Source organism: Trinickia dinghuensis (assembly GCF_003367175.1).
Classification (GTDB): domain Bacteria; phylum Pseudomonadota; class Gammaproteobacteria; order Burkholderiales; family Burkholderiaceae; genus Trinickia; species Trinickia dinghuensis.
Genome location: NZ_QRGA01000001.1, coordinates 684,330 through 696,924, shown reverse-complemented (window position 1 = coordinate 696,924; position 12,595 = coordinate 684,330). Strand labels below are relative to the sequence as shown.

Genomic DNA, 12,595 nt, shown 5'->3' with positions numbered 1-12,595 from the left:
CGAGCGGCTCGGCGGCGCGCCGCAAATAGCATCGATTCTCATTCGCCCCGCGAGGGCGCCACAGCGGAGTTCGCCTTGGCCGTTTCCAATCTCGTCGCGGACGAAGCCGCACCCGACGCCGCTGCCGCGTCGTCGAGCAGCTCGTTCTATCTCGCCATGCGCATCTTGCCTGCCGCGCAGCGCGAGGCGATGTTCCAGATCTACGCGTTCTGCCGCGCGGTCGACGACATCGCCGACAGCGATGCGCCGCGCGCCGAGCGCAACGCGGGGCTCGACCGCTGGCGCGCCGATATCGACGCTTGCTACGACGGCGAGCCGCGTCCCGCGCTGGCCCCGCTCGCGCGCCAGATTCGCGCATTCGGCCTGCGCCGCGAGGATTTTTACGCGATGATCGACGGCATGGCGATGGACGCCGCCGCCGACATCTGCGCGCCGGACGAAGCGGCGCTCGACCTCTATTGCGACTGCGTGGCCAGTGCCGCCGGCCGGTTGTCGGTGAGGGTTTTCGGGATGAGTGAGGATGCCGGGCATGCCCTGTCTCACCATCTTGGGCGCGCGCTGCAGTTGACGAACATTTTGCGCGACATCGACGAAGACGCCGCGATCAACCGTTGCTACTTGCCGCGGGAGCTGCTCGCCCGTGAAGGCATCGCCGCGACGAACCCGACCGAGATCGCCGACGATCCCTCGCTCCCGCGCGTTTGCGCAACGCTCGCACAGCGCGCGCTGGAGCACTTCGCGCAGGCCGACGCGATCATGGACAGCGCACCGCGCAAGGCCGTACGCGCGCCACGCATCATGTCGGGCGTCTATCGGTGCTTGCTCGAGCGTACGCTCGAGCGCGGCTTCGATTTGCCGCGCACGCCCGTTGCGAAGCCGCGCTTGCGGCTGTTGTCGATCGTCGCGCGCTACGCGTTCTTTTGAGGCGCGCTTCGCCTTCAACTCCTTGAGATGCCGATGAACGACATTTCCGCTCCCGCCGCCGTCATGGCGGCCTCGAGCCCGGCCGACGCCGCGCAAACGGGCGTCGCGCTCGATGCCGCGATCACGCGCGCGACCGATGCCATCCTGGCCGATCAGCGCCCCGACGGGCATTGGGTCTACGAACTCGAAGCCGATGCGACGATTCCGGCCGAGTACATTCTGCTCGTTCACTATCTCGGCGAGACGCCCAACCTCGAGCTCGAGCGGAAGATCGTGCGCTATTTGCGCCGGATCCAACTGACCGACGGCGGCTGGCCGCTGTTCACCGACGGCGCGATCGACGTCAGCGCGAGCGTGAAGGCTTATTTCGCGCTGAAGATGGCGGGCGAACGCGAAGATGCCGAGCATATGCAGCGCGCGCGCGCGGCCATACTCGGTGCGGGCGGCGGGGAGGCCGTCAACGTTTTCACGCGCATTTTGCTCGCGCTGTTCGGCGTCGTGCCGTGGAGCGCGGTGCCGATGATGCCGGTCGAGATCACGCTATTGCCGCAGTGGTTTCCGTTCCATCTGTCGAAGGTGTCGTATTGGGCCCGCACCGTGATCGTGCCGCTGCTCGTGCTCAATGCACGGCGGCCCGTGGCGAGAAATCCGCGCGGCGTGCGAATCGACGAGCTGTTCCTCGGCGCCCCGTCGGAAGCGGGCTTGCTGCCGCGTGCCGGACATCAGAGCCGCGGCTGGTTCGCATTCTTCCGTGTCGTCGATACGGTGCTGCGCGGCGTCGACGGCTTGTTCCCGAAGAAAACGCGCGAGCGCGCGATTCGGGCCGCGGTGGCGTTCGTCGACGAGCGGCTGAACGGCGAGGACGGTCTCGGGGCGATTTTCCCCGCGATGGCGAACGCCGTCATGATGTACGACACGCTCGGTTATGGGCCCGACTATCCGAATCGAGCGACCGCTCGCGCGTCGATCGAAAAGCTGCTTGCTGTTGCCGATGACGAAGCGTATTGCCAGCCGTGCTTGTCGCCGGTGTGGGACACGTCGCTCGTCGCGCATGCGCTGCTCGAAACCGAGGCCCCGAAGGCGCAAGAAGCCGCGCTGCGCGGCTTGCAATGGCTGCGGCCGCTGCAAGTGCTGGATGTGCGCGGCGATTGGATTTCGCGGCGCCCCGACATCCGCCCCGGCGGCTGGGCGTTCCAGTACGCGAACCCGCATTATCCCGACGTCGACGATACGGCCGTCGTGGCGATGGCGATGGATCGCGCGGCGGCACTGACGCGTTCGAACGTCGATCGCGAAGCGATCGCGCGGGCGCGCGAATGGATCGTGGGCATGCAGAGCAGCGACGGCGGATGGGGTGCCTTCGAACCCGAGAACACACAGTATTACTTGAACAACATCCCGTTCTCCGATCACGGAGCATTGCTCGATCCGCCCACCGCCGACGTTTCGGGCCGATGCCTGTCGATGCTCGCGCAATTCGGCGAATTGCCGGGCAATAGCGAGCCCGCGCGTCGCGCCTACGATTACCTGCTCGACGAACAAGAGGACGACGGCAGCTGGTATGGCCGTTGGGGAATGAACTACGTCTACGGCACGTGGACAGCCCTGTGCGCGTTGAACGCGGCCGGCATCGCGCACGACGACGCGCGCATCAAGCGCGCGGCGCAATGGCTGATCTCGATTCAAAACGAAGACGGCGGCTGGGGCGAGGACGGCACGAGCTACAAGCTCGACTATCGCGGCTACGAGAAGGCCTCGAGCACGGCGTCGCAGACGGCCTGGGCGCTGATGGGGCTGATGGCTGCCGGTGTGGTCGATCATCCGGCCGTCGCTCGCGGCGTGGCTTATCTCGTCGATGAGCAGCGCGAGCATGGCCTCTGGGACGAGACGCGTTTCACGGCGACGGGCTTTCCGCGTGTGTTTTACCTGCGCTATCACGGCTACCGCAAGTTCTTCCCGCTCTGGGCGCTGGCGCGGTACCGCAATCTCAAGCGAGACAATCGCGTACGCGTCGCGGTCGGGATGTAATGGCGGCCGCTGCCACTACAGGGTCGGCACTGCCGCTCGTCATCGTGACGGGGATGGCGTTCGAGGCGCGCATCGCCGCGGCGCCCGGTGTCGAAGTCGTTTATGCGGCACGCGCCGATCGGCTCCAACACGCGCTGGAGCAGGCCCTGGCTCGGGGGGCTGCGGGTGTGATGAGCTTCGGCACGGCGGGCGGGCTGTCCCCCGATCTGCTGCCCGGCGCGATCGTCGTTGCCGATGCGATCGATGGGCCGGCCGGCCGCCGATCGACCGACGTTGCGTGGAGCGAGCGGATCGCGTCGGCGCTGCGCGCATCGCTGCCGGCCGCACGCATCGAACGCGGCCCGATGGCTGCGGTGGCGGCGCCCGTCGTCACGCGTCAGCAGAAGGAAACGCTGCATCGCGAGACGGGCGCGCTGGCTGTCGACATGGAATCGCATATCGCTTCCGAGCAGGCTCGTGCACGAGGGTTGCCCTTCGCGGTGTGCCGCGCAATCGTCGATCCCGCATGGCGCACGTTGCCGCCGGCTGCGACCGCCGGTTTGCGCGAGGATGGCACCACGGCGCTCGGGCCGATCTTGTGCGAACTCGCTCGAGGGCCGGGACAACTTCCGGCCATGATCCGGTTGGCTTTCGACGCGCGTGCTGCGCGCGCTTCTCTCGTGGCCGCCCGCGCGGTTTTGCTCGGCGCGGGTGCGTTGAGCGTTGTTTGAGCGGCGGTTGGCGCGATTCTCCGCCCGCTCGGCTGTCAGTTTTATCAGCTACAAGTATTGGTAGATTTCAACCGAATCGCGTTCCTATAGTCTCTGTCGACGGGGCCCCGGCGGCGCTCGAGTAGCGTGCCGGGTGCACGAACGATACGGAGATTAGGATGATGGTGATTCACGTTGGCCTCGTCGGTTTCGGTGCGCAAATGCAAGCGCACCTCCTGCCGTCGCTGCTGCAGATGCCCGGCATTCGAATAGCGGCCGCATGCGATCGCGACGTTGCGCGCGCCAAGCAGATACATCGCTACATTCCCGATATTCCGGCGATGGAGAGCGTCCCGGCGATGCTCGACGCAGTGACGCTCGATGCGATCGTCATGGCGTGTCCTCCGCAAGCACAAGGCGAAATGGCGGCGCGGGCGATGCAGCGCGGCGTCAGCGTGTTCGTCGCGAAGCCGCCTTGCTCGACGCTGCGGGAACTGCAATCGATCGTCGACATGGCGCGCCAATGCGGCGTGAGAACGGGCGTGGCGGCAGGGGTGTTTCGGGGTGGCCGCGAAGCGGCATGGCAGCGGGCGCTGCTCGAATCGAGCAACGGCGGCAACGAAAGCAGCGACGGCTGCGACGGCTGCGATAGTATCGACAGCGCGGAGCGCGGCAGCTATCTCAACGAGCTGCACCGATTCTTCGAAGCGTGCCGCACGCGTACGCGCTTCGAGACCGATTTCGAGAGCCTGCTGCCGAGCTACCGAATCGTCGATGCGGTTTGCGAGCGTGACTCGATTTCGTCGAGAAAGGAGCAGGGTTTTGGGTACGAGCCGGCAGAACGAGCATAACAACAGCGAGCGCGTGCGCATCAAGGCCGCTCGCACGCGTTAGCCGCGGTGAAATCATGGACGGCAAGACGATCATGCTATTCCAGTGCGCCAAGCTGCATCGGCTGATGGAATAAGTGGTTGCGACAAGGACACACACGCTATGCAGGACAAATTCTCGTTGCTGTTCGACTTGGACGGCACGCTCGCCAATACCGACGAACATCATTTCGGCGCTTTCCAGGTCTTGCTGGGCGAGCGAGGGCGCAGCATCTCGATCGAGACTTATCAATCGCGGATCATGGGGGCGACGAACGACGTCATCATGCGCGAGTTCTTTCCCGACGTGCCGGAACATCTTCATCCAGCGCTGGCCGATCGCAAGGAGGCGTTGTTTCGCGCATCGGTAACCCACATGGAGCCTGCGGCGGGCGCGCTGAAGATATTCGAGTGGGCGCGATCGCGAGGCGTAGGTATCGCCGTCGTGACCAACGCGCCGCGCGCCAACGCCGAGTTGATGCTGAACGGCCTCGGGCTTGCGGATCGCATCGACACGCTCGTCATCGGCGACGAACTGCCGCGCGGCAAGCCCGATCCGCTGCCGTACCTGACCGGCTTGGAGCGGCTCGGCGCCAGCGCCGAGCGCGCGTTGGCGTTCGAAGATTCGCTGTCGGGTATTCGCGCGGCGAGCGCGGCGGGCATCTATACGTTCGGCATGCGCACGGCGTTGCCTACTCAGACGCTGCTCGATGCGGGCGCGAACGACGTCATCGACGATTTCACGGCCGCGTCGCTCTGGCGCATGCTCGACGATGTCGCGCAGGGCGCGGTGTCGATGCGCGTTTAGGCGAGCGCCACCACGGCAATCTCGACCAGCAGATGGGATGCCGCGAGCTTCGCCTCGACGGTGGCCCTGGTGGGCGCGCAGCCCTGCGGCACCCACGCGTCCCACACTTCGTTCATGCCGGCGAAATCCCGCTCGATGTTTGCGAGCCAGCACTGCGCGGAAACCAACCGCGTCTTGTCGATGCCGGCCTTCTCCAGAAAGCCGTCGATTTTCTCGAGCACTTTCGCGGTTTGGATTTTCACGTCCGGCGCCGGATCGGCCGACGTTTGGCCGCCGATGAACACGAGCCCCGCCGCTTTGACGACGCGGCTCATGCGCTGATTGGTATCGATGCGAACGATATCGGACATACAGTGAACTCCCTTAGGTGACCTCGCGTGATTCCGTGAGGCGATTAGTGATGAACGGCGACGCTTGCTGCCGCCGCCTCGGTGGGCGATTTTGCGAATCGATCGATCGCGAACGCATCGAGCGGCAACGACGTGGTCCCGTCGAGCATCATTTGGGAAACGAGCCAGCCACAGCCCGGCCCCAACTGAAAACCGCTGCCGCAATAGCCGAACGAGTAGTAGAGGTTCGATGCGGTGCGGCTCGGAGAAATGACGGGCAGCGAATCGTCGGTGAACGCTTCGACGCCGGCCCACGCGCGATTGATGCCGAGATGTTTCAAATGCGGAAAGAGATCGACGACGGTGCGAGCGCTTCTGGCCAGCCGCATGAAGTCGACTTCGCCATGCCGCCCTTGCAGATCGGCGATACCGATCAGCTTGCCGCCGATCACGACCGTGCCGTTGTCGAACTGCTTGAACGATAGCGGCCGCCCGGTCGCCCCGAGGGTCGCTCGGCAGAACGGCGCGACGCGATGCGTGACCATCAGCATGAGGCCTTCGGGATGCACGGGCACGGGTTCCCCGGCCTGACGCGCCAGCTCTCCCGACCACGCGCCCGCGGCAACCAGCAGCTTTTCCGCGGCGAACAGTCCGCGGGGCGTATAGGCGTACCAGCGTTCACCACGCTGCTCGATGCGGGTGACCGGTGTGCCTTCGTGAAAGCGTACGCCCTGCCGCTCGGCGGCGAGCCGAAATGCCGTGGTCGTGCGAAACGGCAGAGCGTACCCGTCGCGCTCGACCCAAATGCCGCCCGTCACGTGTTTGGCGAGCGCCGGCTCGAGTTCGAGCACCGTTTCCCGGTCGATCACTTTCTCATGTGTGAATCCGTGCGCTTCGAGTAACGCGGCGCGCTCGCGGCATTCATCGAGTTCGGCTTCGGTTTCGGCGATCTTCAATTGGCCGGAAGGGACAAAGCCGCCGCCGTCTCCGACGACGTCGGGCAGCGTGTGCCAGATCTCGCGCGACATCAGCGCCAGCGGAATCTCGGGAAGCGGCCGCCCGAGCGTACGTACGCCGCCGGCATTCACGCCCGACGAATGACGTGCCACGTAGTCGGCTTCGAGCACGATCACATTGACACCGCGGCGCGCGATGTTGAACGCGCTGCTCGTGCCGTGAAGTCCTCCGCCGATCACGAGCACGTCGGCCTCCTCCACGACCGCCGCGCCCGCGCTCACGCTCGTGTTCGAGTGCGATCGATCATTCACCGGCGAGTTCTCCGAGCGTGAGCGGCTTGATCGGCGGGCGGATGCGGTAGTAGCCCACCTCGGCCGGCGACACCTTGCGGGCGTCGGCGATGACCTCCGTCACGGTCAGGCCGCACATGCGCCCTTGGCACGGGCCCATGCCGCAGCGGCCGAACGATTTCGCCTGATTGGGCCCCACGCATCCGAGCGCGACGAAGCTACGCAATTCGCCTGCCGTCACCTCCTCACAGCGGCAAACGATCGTATCGTCAGCGGGGATGCGGTTCGCCTCGCGAGGGCGGTACAAGCTGTCGAGGAACGGACGGATGCGCATCACGCGCGCAAGCAATGCGCGATGCGTTGCCGCTTCGCGATCTCGTGCGGCCGCATCTATTGCGCCGAGTTGCGATACGACGGCGAGGGCCGACAGTGCGCCTTGCTCCGCGGCCGCTTGCGCACCCCCGATCCCGGCACCATCCCCTGCCACGAAAATCCCCGGCACATCGAGTTCGCCCCATGCATCGACTTGCGGCGTGAAGCACAGTTGCGCGTCGTCCCAGCGGTGAGTCGCGCGCAATGCCTGCGTGAACTGCGTGTTCGGCACGACGCCCTGATGCAGCAGAATCACATCCGCCTCGATACGCTGCTGGCCGGCCGGCGTCGTGAACGCAAGCGCTGCGGCGCGCTGCGTTCCATCGCTTGCGGTCGTGCTTTCGACGCGCAGATTGTCGGCACCTTCATGGATCGGCACCCCGGCGTGCCGCAACGTGCGGATCAACTGCAGCCCTTTGCTGAGGAACGGCCACGCGCGCAGCGCCGAGAGCAAATGACGCTTCGCGCGCCAGCGATCTTCGTGCCGAGTCGTATCGACGAGCGCGCGAATCGGTACGCCGGCACGGACGTATTGCCATCCGAGCAGATACAGAAGCGGCCCGCAACCGGCAAGGATGGGCGCGGAAGCGGGGACTTCACCCGAACTCTTCAAGAGAATCTGCGCGGCGCCGGCGGTCAGCACGCCGGGCAGCGTCCAGCCCGGAATGGGGAAGGGCCGCTCGAGCGCACCGCTTGCGAGAATCACGCGCTTGGCCTCGAAGCTGCCGACCTGGCCGTCCTTCAGATAATGCACCGTGCGCTCGCGCGTCACCTGCCATACCGATGCATTGGACACATGCCGCGCACCCGAGTGCGCGAAGGCCTCGGCGATCGCCGAACCGGCCGTGTAATCGGGGCCGAGAATGTCTTTGCGCCGTGCGTCGGCTCGCCCGATCGCGCGATAGATTTGTCCGCCGACGGCATCCTGCTCGTCGAGCAGCACCACGGACAAACCGGCTCGGGCCGCTCGCGTCGCCGCGCTCATGCCGGCGGGGCCGGCGCCTACGACGACGACGTCGACGCTCTCCGATGTGAAATCAGCGGCCATGGACGTTCTCCGGCACGTTGGCGCTCATCGGCGGCAAATCGCGCGCGCCTTCCTGAGAACGAATGCGCATGCCGGCGCGCACTTGCACCATGCAGCTTTGCCGGCTCGGCACGCCGTCGATCTCGACAAGGCACTCGAAGCAGGCGCCCATCATGCAGTAGGGCGCGCGAGGCGAGCCGGACACGGGCGTCGCCCGAAAACGCGAGACCCCGGCGGCCAGCAGCGCGGCCGCGACCGAGCGCCCGCCCGGGACGGAGAGCGCTTGATCGTTGAACCAAATGTCGACGGGCGCATCGGCGCCGGTCAGCGGCTTGAACAGCGATTGATTCGAGTTCGAGTGGGAAGTCATGACAGTTTCAGTGAGCGGGGATCGGGTCGGCGCAAGCGGCAAAGCGGCGCGCGGAGAAAGCCGGCAATTCGGCCGGCATCGGCGCGCCTGCAATCCACGGTGCGAGACGCAGTGCATGGGCGGCGGCGAGCGTCACGCCGCTGTGGCAAGTCACGACGAACGCGCCCGGGTGGATTTCGGATTGGTTGTAGATCGGGAAGCCGTCGGGGCTGTAGACGCGCAGCGCGGCCCAGGTCCGCACGAGCCGAACGTTGCGCAGCGCGGGAAACGTGCGGACGCCGCGGCGAGCGATTTCGCTCAGGATAGGGGTGGCGGTGAAGTCGTCGAAGCCGGCCTGCTCCATCGAATCGCCGAACTGGACGGTGCCTTCGTCGGTTTGACGCACGTTGAGCGTCGGATAGTGGAGGAACGGCGCGACGCGCTCGCTGACCAGGATCATGCCGCGGTTCGGCGCGACGGGCGCATCGAGGCCGACGAGCGGCGCCAGCGCGCGGTTGCCGAGCCCGGCGGCGAGCACGAGCCGCGCCGCCCGGTAGCTGCCGCGATGGCTGTGGACCGTAAAGCCGCCGTCGTTCGATTCGATCCGCTCCGCTCGTTCGCCGGAATGCAGCTTGGCGCCGCGCCGCTGCATGCCGGCATGCAATGCGCGCAACAGCTTCAGCGGATTGACGTGGCCGTCCATCGGCGTATAGCTTGCACCGACAACCTCCGGCCCAAGGCCGGGCACGCGCTCGCGTGCTTCGCGAGGGTCGAGCATTTCGAACGGATAATCGCCGATTTCCTGTTGCAGCGTCGATAGGCGTTTGCGGCGCTCGGCCATCTCGTCGTCGGAGAAACAGAACTGAAACCCGCCGGGCTGGCGCAGGGCGACGTCGATGCCGGTATCGTCGAGCAGGTTTTGGGCGAAACCCGGCCAGCGCGTGGCCGAACCGCGCGACCAGCCGGCGTAAGGCGTGAGGCCGTAGCCTTTGCCCTGAATCCAAACGAGGCCGAAGTTGCCGCGCGACGCACGAAAGCCGCCGTCTCCCTCGTCGAGCACGGTCACGCGCGCACCGTCGCGTGCAAGGCCGTAGGCCAGCGCGGAGCCGACCAGGCCGCCGCCGATCACGATCACGTCGGCGCTATGGGACGTGTTGGAAGTCAATGCACTTCTCCGATCAGGATGCGATCCAGCCCGACGAGGCGATCGAGCAGCACCATCAAGAGGATCGTGCCGACGATCAGCACGGCCGACACCGAGGTGACGAGCGGATCGATGGTTTGTTGGATTTCGTTGTACATGGCGACCGGCAGCGTCGTCGTTCCCGGAGTCGCGACGAAGATGGTCATCGTCAATTCGTCGAAGCTCTGGATGAACGACAGCAGCCAACCGCCGGCCACGCCGGTGCGTATCATCGGCAGCACGACTCGGCGGAACGCGGTGAACCGGCTCGCTCCGCACGACAGCGCGGCACGCTCGGCGTCGCGGTCGAGCCCGACGGCTGACGACAGCGCGAGGCGCAGCGCATAGGGCACGACGATCACGACGTGCGTGGCGACGAGTGCCGCGAACGATCCATTCAGATTCAGCAGCGACAGGAAGCGCAGAAAGGCGATGCCGAGCACGACGGCGGGAATCATCATCGGCGATAGAAAGAACGCCATCAGCGCGCCGCGGCCGGGGAAGCGATAGCGCGCGATGGCGAGCGCCGCCGGCACGGCCAGGATGACGCCGATCGTCGCCGCCGTGAAAGCGAGCCGCACCGAGAGCCAGAATGCCGAGACGATGTCGTCGTCGTCCCAGATGGCGCGGAACCAGCGCAGCGATGCGCCGTGAAACGGCATCGAGATGTAGCCTTTGTCCGTGAACGCGACGAGCAGCACGACGACGAGCGGCGCGAGGATGAACGTGAGAAACAGCGCGTTGAAGGCGAGCGCAAGAAAGCCGTTTTTCTTCATGATCCGGCGCTCCTCAATCGAAGATGTGTTTGAAGCGGCGTTCGGCGAGGCGGCTGCATCCCATCACGATCGCGACGTTGGCGATCAGGAGCAGCACGACGATGCTCGCGCCGAGCGGCCAGTTCAGCGTGCCGAGGAATTCGTCGTAGGCGGCGGTGGCCACCACCTTCAGACGCCGGCCGCCGATCAGCGCGGGTGTCGCGAATGCCGATGCCGACAGCGCGAACACGATGATCGAGCCCGACAGCACGCCCGGCAGAATCTGCGGCAGCACCACGCGCCGGAACACGCGCATCGGCGAGCTGCCGAGCGAACGTCCCGCCCATTCCACCTGCGGATCGAGCTTTTGCAGCGTCGCCCAGACGGACATCACCATGAACGGGACCAGCACGTGCGTCAGTGCGACGATCACGCCCGTCATCGTGAAGACGAAGCGGATCGGCTCTTGCGTGATGTGGAGCGCACGCAGCATGTCATTGATCACGCCGTTGTTGCCGAGCAGGATTTCCCAGCCGAGCGTGCGCACGACCACCGAAATCAGGAGCGGCCCGATCACGATCAGCAGGCAGATCGATTGCCACGGCTTGCGCATGCGCGCGAGCACGATCGTTTCCGGCACGCCGAGTACGATCGACAGCAGCGTTACGGCGAACGCGAGCCCCGCCGTGCGCAAAAAGATCCTGCCGTAGTACGGATCGGTGACGACCTGCAGATAGTTGCGCAGCGTGTAGCCGGGCTGGACGCCGGCCATGTCTTTGAAGACATGGAACGACAGCACGAACGTCAGCGCGAGCGGTATGAGCAGCATCGCGGTGAACAGCAGCAGCGCGGGGGCCGACAGCAGCCACGGCGCGGCGCCGCCGCGCGCATCGTCAAGCGTGGCCATGACGACCCTCCTGATTCAGCACGCGCAGATCGTCGTCGGTCCAGGCAAGCCCGACCTCGCGGCCTTCCTCGGGCGGCGGCGCGCCGAAGTTCGGCTGCGCGACATGCATCCTCCCAAGCGCGGTATCGACGACGAGCAGCCATTGGTTGCCGACGAACACGCGCGTCGCGATGCGCCCTTGCAACCGTGCGTCGCCGTTCGCGAGCCGAACTTTCTCGGGACGGATATAGACGTTGACCGCACCGTCCACGTCGCGCCCTTCGTGCGGAACGTGCAGCGTCGTGCCGGCCACCGCGACTTCCGCGCAGCGCGGATTGCGGCGCAGCACTTCGCCTTCGAGCGTGTTCGTGCGGCCGAGGAACGTCGACGTGAACGGCGTGGCGGGACGCTCGTAGGCGTCGAACGGCGTGCTCAACTGGGCGACTTTGCCGCGATGCATGACGGCGATGCGGTCGCTCATCGTCATCGCCTCGACTTGATCGTGCGTGACGAGAATCGTCGTGATGCCGAGCCGTTTCTGAATGGCGCGCAGCTCGATATGCATTTCCTCGCGCAGCTTCGCATCGAGGTTCGACATCGGCTCGTCGAGCAGCAGGAGTTCGGGCTGCATCGCAATCGCGCGGGCGATCGCCACGCGTTGCCGCTGTCCGCCCGAAAGCTCCTTCGGATAGCGTTCATCGAGACCGCTCAAGTGCACGAGTTCGAGCGCTTCGCCGATACGGCGCCTGCGTTCGTCGCGCTTCATCTTGCGCATCTCGAGCCCGAAGCCGACATTGCCGGCCACGGTCATATGCGGAAACAGCGCGTAGCTCTGAAACACCACGCCGATGCCGCGCTTCTCGGGGCGCGCGTCGGTGATGTCGCGGCCGTCCAGCGTGATGCGGCCGCTCGTCGGCGAGATGAAGCCGGCGATCATCTGAAGCGTCGTCGTCTTGCCGCAACCCGACGGGCCGAGCAGCGACATGAATTCGCCGCGCTCGACCGACAGATCGATGTGCTCGATCGCCGTGAAGTCGCCGTATCGCTTGGAAATGCCTTGCAGGGTGAGGAAACTCATGTGTGTCCATCCTTCATCGAGGGCACGTGGCGGGTGAGGCGCACGGTGCGC

Annotated in this window: 13 protein-coding genes; 5 read left to right on the top strand and 8 right to left on the bottom strand. The window is 66.0% G+C overall.

Annotated elements, in window-relative coordinates:
* Positions 1-75: 75 nt before the first annotated feature.
* From hpnD to DWV00_RS03060, 5 genes are all read left to right on the top strand, one after another.
* On the top strand, positions 76-924 hold the full coding sequence (hpnD, locus tag DWV00_RS03085; RefSeq protein WP_115532023.1) for a presqualene diphosphate synthase HpnD: 849 nt from the start codon (positions 76-78) through the stop codon (positions 922-924).
* 33 nt (positions 925-957) lie between these two features.
* Positions 958-2,952 carry a squalene--hopene cyclase gene (gene shc, locus DWV00_RS03080; protein ID WP_115532252.1) on the top strand — a complete coding sequence of 665 codons (1,995 nt, stop codon included), beginning with the start codon at positions 958-960 and terminating at the stop codon, positions 2,950-2,952.
* On the top strand, positions 2,952-3,662 hold the full coding sequence (locus DWV00_RS03075; RefSeq protein ID WP_115532022.1) for a phosphorylase: 711 nt from the start codon (positions 2,952-2,954) through the stop codon (positions 3,660-3,662). Before shc ends, DWV00_RS03075 begins: the two co-directional genes overlap by 1 nt.
* 158 nt (positions 3,663-3,820) lie before the next feature.
* The gene (locus DWV00_RS03070) at positions 3,821-4,492 is read left to right on the top strand and encodes a Gfo/Idh/MocA family protein (RefSeq protein ID WP_115532021.1); all 672 of its coding nucleotides are present in this window, start codon (positions 3,821-3,823) and stop codon (positions 4,490-4,492) included.
* A 142-nt stretch (positions 4,493-4,634) separates the two neighbouring features.
* Positions 4,635-5,318 carry an HAD family hydrolase gene (locus tag DWV00_RS03060; RefSeq protein ID WP_115532020.1) on the top strand — a complete coding sequence of 228 codons (684 nt, stop codon included), beginning with the start codon at positions 4,635-4,637 and terminating at the stop codon, positions 5,316-5,318.
* Here the strand turns inward: DWV00_RS03060 and DWV00_RS03055 are convergent.
* The 8 genes from DWV00_RS03055 to DWV00_RS03020 are packed head-to-tail and all read right to left on the bottom strand — an operon-like array spanning position 5,315 to position 12,544.
* Positions 5,315-5,668 (bottom strand): RidA family protein, encoded by a 354-nt coding sequence (locus tag DWV00_RS03055; protein WP_115532019.1) that lies wholly within the window; start codon positions 5,666-5,668, stop codon positions 5,315-5,317. The two genes, DWV00_RS03060 and DWV00_RS03055, sit on opposite strands and share 4 nt — an antisense overlap.
* A gap of 44 nt (positions 5,669-5,712) precedes the next feature.
* Positions 5,713-6,915 carry an NAD(P)/FAD-dependent oxidoreductase gene (locus tag DWV00_RS03050; RefSeq protein ID WP_245964688.1) on the bottom strand — a complete coding sequence of 401 codons (1,203 nt, stop codon included), beginning with the start codon at positions 6,913-6,915 and terminating at the stop codon, positions 5,713-5,715.
* A complete protein-coding gene (locus DWV00_RS03045; protein WP_115532018.1) occupies positions 6,908-8,314 on the bottom strand; it encodes an NAD(P)/FAD-dependent oxidoreductase in 1,407 nt (468 codons plus the stop codon). Before DWV00_RS03045 ends, DWV00_RS03050 begins: the two co-directional genes overlap by 8 nt.
* Entirely contained in the window at positions 8,304-8,663 is a 360-nt protein-coding gene (locus tag DWV00_RS03040) for a (2Fe-2S)-binding protein (protein ID WP_115532017.1), read from the bottom strand. Before DWV00_RS03040 ends, DWV00_RS03045 begins: the two co-directional genes overlap by 11 nt.
* Before the next feature lie 7 nt (positions 8,664-8,670).
* A complete protein-coding gene (locus DWV00_RS03035) occupies positions 8,671-9,807 on the bottom strand; it encodes an NAD(P)/FAD-dependent oxidoreductase (protein ID WP_115532016.1) in 1,137 nt (378 codons plus the stop codon).
* Complete coding sequence (locus DWV00_RS03030; protein ID WP_115532015.1) at positions 9,804-10,601, bottom strand: ABC transporter permease; 798 nt, start codon at positions 10,599-10,601, stop codon at positions 9,804-9,806. Before DWV00_RS03030 ends, DWV00_RS03035 begins: the two co-directional genes overlap by 4 nt.
* A gap of 13 nt (positions 10,602-10,614) precedes the next feature.
* Entirely contained in the window at positions 10,615-11,487 is an 873-nt protein-coding gene (locus DWV00_RS03025) for an ABC transporter permease (protein ID WP_115532014.1), read from the bottom strand.
* Complete coding sequence (locus tag DWV00_RS03020) at positions 11,474-12,544, bottom strand: ABC transporter ATP-binding protein (RefSeq protein WP_115532013.1); 1,071 nt, start codon at positions 12,542-12,544, stop codon at positions 11,474-11,476. Before DWV00_RS03020 ends, DWV00_RS03025 begins: the two co-directional genes overlap by 14 nt.
* Positions 12,545-12,595: the final 51 nt, after the last annotated feature.

Coding starts and splice junctions, on each gene's coding strand:
- shc (WP_115532252.1), top strand. CDS start 958: ATGAACGACATTTCCGCTCCCGCCGCCGTCATGGCGGCCTCGAGCCCG.
- DWV00_RS03075 (WP_115532022.1), top strand. CDS start 2,952: ATGGCGGCCGCTGCCACTACAGGGTCGGCACTGCCGCTCGTCATCGTG.
- DWV00_RS03070 (WP_115532021.1), top strand. CDS start 3,821: ATGATGGTGATTCACGTTGGCCTCGTCGGTTTCGGTGCGCAAATGCAA.
- DWV00_RS03060 (WP_115532020.1), top strand. CDS start 4,635: ATGCAGGACAAATTCTCGTTGCTGTTCGACTTGGACGGCACGCTCGCC.
- DWV00_RS03055 (WP_115532019.1), bottom strand. CDS start 5,668: ATGTCCGATATCGTTCGCATCGATACCAATCAGCGCATGAGCCGCGTC.
- DWV00_RS03045 (WP_115532018.1), bottom strand. CDS start 8,314: ATGGCCGCTGATTTCACATCGGAGAGCGTCGACGTCGTCGTCGTAGGC.
- DWV00_RS03040 (WP_115532017.1), bottom strand. CDS start 8,663: ATGACTTCCCACTCGAACTCGAATCAATCGCTGTTCAAGCCGCTGACC.
- DWV00_RS03030 (WP_115532015.1), bottom strand. CDS start 10,601: ATGAAGAAAAACGGCTTTCTTGCGCTCGCCTTCAACGCGCTGTTTCTC.
- DWV00_RS03025 (WP_115532014.1), bottom strand. CDS start 11,487: ATGGCCACGCTTGACGATGCGCGCGGCGGCGCCGCGCCGTGGCTGCTG.
- DWV00_RS03020 (WP_115532013.1), bottom strand. CDS start 12,544: ATGAGTTTCCTCACCCTGCAAGGCATTTCCAAGCGATACGGCGACTTC.